This is a genomic window from Afipia massiliensis, from assembly GCF_014203115.1.
Classification (GTDB): domain Bacteria; phylum Pseudomonadota; class Alphaproteobacteria; order Rhizobiales; family Xanthobacteraceae; genus Afipia; species Afipia massiliensis.
In genome coordinates, this window is the sequence record NZ_JACHIJ010000017.1 from 1 (window position 1) to 4,023 (window position 4,023).

Annotated in this window: 3 protein-coding genes and 4 pseudogenes; 2 read left to right on the forward strand and 5 right to left on the reverse strand. The window is 53.7% G+C overall.

What is annotated here, in order from left to right; all coding sequences use genetic code 11:
- From HNQ36_RS26380 to HNQ36_RS25875, 5 genes and pseudogenes are all read right to left on the reverse strand, one after another.
- Window positions 1-141 (reverse strand): annotated as a pseudogene (locus tag HNQ36_RS26380) (acyl-CoA dehydrogenase); the annotation flags it as partial.
- A gap of 535 nt (window positions 142-676) precedes the next feature.
- The gene (locus HNQ36_RS25865; protein WP_184090805.1) at window positions 677-1,036 is read right to left on the reverse strand and encodes a carboxymuconolactone decarboxylase family protein; all 360 of its coding nucleotides are present in this window, start codon (window positions 1,034-1,036) and stop codon (window positions 677-679) included.
- A pseudogene (locus tag HNQ36_RS25870) lies at window positions 993-1,262 on the reverse strand (hypothetical protein); the annotation flags it as partial. The pseudogene HNQ36_RS25870 and the gene HNQ36_RS25865, both read right to left, overlap by 44 nt.
- 269 nt (window positions 1,263-1,531) lie before the next feature.
- The gene (locus HNQ36_RS26025) at window positions 1,532-1,789 is read right to left on the reverse strand and encodes a hypothetical protein (protein WP_347340011.1); all 258 of its coding nucleotides are present in this window, start codon (window positions 1,787-1,789) and stop codon (window positions 1,532-1,534) included.
- 781 nt (window positions 1,790-2,570) lie between these two features.
- A complete protein-coding gene (locus tag HNQ36_RS25875) occupies window positions 2,571-2,951 on the reverse strand; it encodes a copper-binding protein (RefSeq protein ID WP_246395557.1) in 381 nt (126 codons plus the stop codon).
- Window positions 2,952-3,187: 236 nt separating this feature from the next.
- Here HNQ36_RS25875 and HNQ36_RS26385 point away from each other — a divergent pair.
- Window positions 3,188-3,774, forward strand: a pseudogene (locus tag HNQ36_RS26385) (transposase); the annotation flags it as partial.
- 89 nt (window positions 3,775-3,863) lie between these two features.
- Window positions 3,864-4,023, forward strand: a pseudogene (locus HNQ36_RS25885) (IS3 family transposase); the annotation flags it as partial.

Genomic DNA, 4,023 nt, shown 5'->3' on the forward strand with positions numbered 1-4,023 from the left:
CCGCTCGATGAGAGGCACCGGATAACGTCCTGAGGCAACCTCATGGTGCCATTCCCGATTCGCTGGCTCGATATGGAAGCGCATGAAATCGCCAATTTGCCACCGCAAGCGTTCAACTTTCTCGCTGTGATCGAAATCCATTAAGGTCCTTTTTTCGCTTGCATGCGGAATCCTATAGTTTCATTGAAGAAGGAATGGATTTCTTGTCGTTGATGTAGGTCAAGCTCCGGCGTGACTTTGTCACGCCAAAGCGGCGTGAAGCTAAACGCGAGCCGGTTCTACTGAATGGAGCAACGGCCGAATGAGTGGCAGCGATGATAGTCACAGCACCTAGCAGTGGGATTGATATTCCGCTGCAACGCCTCTGCTGTTCTGAAGCTCCGCGATCAGGCGGCGTATCACTGGAATCAAATTCCCGGCGATATTCGATGGCATCGCTCAGAGAATTGAAGCCGCGAATGAGGAAATGGCTGACGCTGGATGGATTGCGCGGTGAAGAGTCTATCGCGGCGCTGTGCCCGCGACGCAGCTTTGGCGATCGAAGTGACAGTTGCCTCTCCCGATCTGATTGTTTCAAGAAATAGGATCAGTCGTCTTCCGGTTGCGATAACTTGTACACTCGAAATCTTGTTCACTTCAGCTTTGCCGAATTGTGATGCGCTCAGTTTACTGTTGATCAGGCTGCAACGGTCAGCTCCTTCTCGAACTGTTCATAGGCGGAAATGGCATCGGCGGCGTACATCAGCGACGGACCACCTCCCATATAGACGGCCATACCGAGAGTCTCTTCCACTTCCTGGCGGGTGGCGCCTAGTCTAACCAAGGCCTCGGTATGGAAGCCGATGCAGCCATCGCAACGGGCGGCCACGCCGATCGCAAGCGCGATCAATTCCTTTGTTTTTTTGTCCAATGCGCCATCGCGCGTCGCGACCTGCGCGAGCGCCGAAAACGCCTCCATGGTATCGGGTATATCCTTGCGCAATTTCCTCAAGTCAGCGGAAATGCGCTTGGTGAGTTCGGAATAGTTCTTTTCCATTCGAGACTTCCTTACTTGCTGGATGATGGTTGCGGTGAGGTTCACGAAGCGCGATGTAGATAGCTGGAATCACGAGCACCGTCAGGAGCGTCGACGACGCCAGACCGAACAGCAGCGAAATCGCCAATCCTTGAAAGATCGGATCGAGAAGAATGGTCGCGGCGCCGATCATGGCCGCCAGAGCGGTAAGCAGAATGGGCTTGAGGCGCACGGCGCCGGCTTCCACAGCACCACATGGAAAACCAGTCAACACCGGGAAATCGACTCTGGCGTATGGAGATGGAAGCAAATTGTAAATCAGAAGAATCATACCTCTCTGCGAACGACCCAAATCACTGCGCGTCCCCTCTGACGGCCAACCAATAAAATCCTCATTTTAGTTCATAGAATAAGAGCTCCAAATTTGATTACATTAGACAGGCGGACGACAAACTTTTTGCGATTTATTCAAGTTAATTCGCAAGAGCGTTTGTCGTCTTGCCTCTCCATGCCTCGTTATTTCTTGTCACCCATGTGGTGAGGCACCTCCGTCTTCGGCCCCCCCTGATAATGATGACCGCCTGTCCCGGTGTTAACTCTCGTCTTTTTAGACTGCAATTTCGGATGGGTCGTGGAGTGAGGCACCCCCGTTTTTGGCCCTCCTTGATAGTGATGCGCGTTACCCTGGTCAGTTGTGCCCTGCGCCATGGCGGGGATCGCCATGAACTGAACTGCAACTGCGATAACAACCATCTTCCGTGTGATCATCGACATCTCCGTGTGTCTGTGTACGGACTAACACCAATAGAAAAGCTGAAAATCTCAAACCAGATATTGATGTAGATTAACCTAAGCGACCAAATTTCGTGCCCAGCATTTGGGCAAAATGTACAGACCGCGTAAAGCAGACGGACAGCAGACTATATTCGTGGTGACCTGCCATTGAACTTTCATCCAGTGGCGATTAGAGCCTCGGCTGGTGATGCGCCTTCAGGCGCGGTGAGTGTATCGGCATAAGCCGCCGGCGTCTTGTATCCGAGCGAGGAATACCGGGTCGCACTAATGCGGCTTGTCCCGTGATTGCAGACTGCGGATTCGTGGGGCGGGGGATGATCAGCAAATACACAAGCTGGATAACGATCCGTTAGGGAGCGTGCCCATATAAGCCAGTCAGAAAGCAGATGCGAAATTCACGCGTTGGGATCACGAATATACTTGGCTCGTTTAGGGCGGAAACGGGTGAGACGTTCCCGGCATCATTGATCCTCGCAGATCAAACTTACGCGCTTTGATAAGATGCTGGCATCGAGATCGGAGGACCTCAGCCAGCACCGTTCCAATCCGCTATCGCGTCCATCCGTTATCTGGACTTCGATCTTCAGGAAGGCGATACGCTCCTTGATCCACTCAGTGACATTGAGTGGGCGCGCTTGGCAAGTCCCCTGACATCCCGCCCATATTGTCCCTGGCAGTACGCATAAGAAACCGGGGACTGCGCGGAGGGAAGGTTTCTGGTTCATCATACGTCGACAGAGCAAGTGCTGAAGGACATCCGTCAGAGGATCTTATCGATGTGGGTGATCATGACGGCACCCCGGTGTCGACCCACGATGAAATGAATATGATCGCCGGGCTTCAGTCCGTTGAGCAGGTCGCGAGAGGTGACATGGAAGACCATATGCATCGCCGGCATCCATATGCTGCCATCAGGGCTTCGCAGCTCAAGATGAAAAATGTTGATTGTGCCCGGACCAACATCGAGTGCCTCAATCGCTCCTTGCGTTCGAATGTGGCGCGACGGTGGAAGTCCTTTCGTCGCTTGCATCTGCTCCATGCGCGTAAGCCATTCAACGCCGGTCATTGATGCGGAAGCGGGAAGAGCGACGGTCAAAAACAAGCCCGCTAATAAAGCGCAAAACATCCATATCTTAAACATAGCACCTCCTTGCAGGCTTTATGGGGCGGACTGTCTACCCTAGGCTTCTTTTTGATACGACGTTCATTCTAGTCCTCGAAAATTCGCCATAGATTGATTTAGATCAATATTTTCGGCATCAAGGCGCCCTGCGCGATATCAAGGAATCATAAAAACTGACCGGCAATTCTGTATGACCTGAGCCCCTCAATTTCCTCCAAAAATGGGTAGAATCCGTCACCTTGAGGGAGACGGAGATGAAGCAGTCGAGGTTCACGGAAGAGCGGATCATCGCGATCCTGCGGGAGCACGAGGCAGGATCGAAGACCGGAGACGTTTGTTGCAAGCACAGGATCAGCAGCGCGACGTTCTACAAATGGAAGGCGAAGTATGGCGGGCTCGATGTGTCTGAAGCCCGCCGTTTGAAGGTTCTGACCGACGAGAATGCCAAGCTGAAGAAGTTATTGGCCGAGGCAATGCTCGACAACGCCATGTTGAAGGATCTCAATTCAAAAAAATGGTGACGCCCGTCGCGAGGCGGCAAGCGGTGGCTCACCTTTGTTCAAGTTTTGAGGTCAGTCAGCGGCGGGCGTGTGAAGTGGTCGGGGCGGATCGGTCATCGGTGCGATATCTCAGCATGCGGCCTGACGATGCCGTCATCCGAGCCCGGCTGCGGGAGTTTGCGTCGGTTCGCCGGCGTTTTGGCTATCGTCGTCTCCTTCTCATGATCCGCAGCGAAGGCGTGCTGATCAATCACAAGAAGCTAAAGCGACCGTATGCCGAGGAGCGGCTCCAGGTTCGCCGGCGAGGCGGGCGCAAAAGAGCGATGGGAACAAGGGCTCCGATTGTTCGGCGTCAGCACCAATGAGACAGAATTGGGCTAATTGAGAGAGGAGGTTTTCTGGGTCATCGTAGCCTTTCAAAGGAACGACGATGAGACAGAAAACAGAAGCGACAAAGCGGTCGGCGGAGAAGGTCATCAAGGACATCCTCCGGGCGACCCGTAAGCAGTATGGCGCGGAGGAGAAGATCCGCATCGTGCTGGATGGGTTGCGCGGCGAAGAGTCGATCGCGGCGCTGTGCCGGCGCGAGG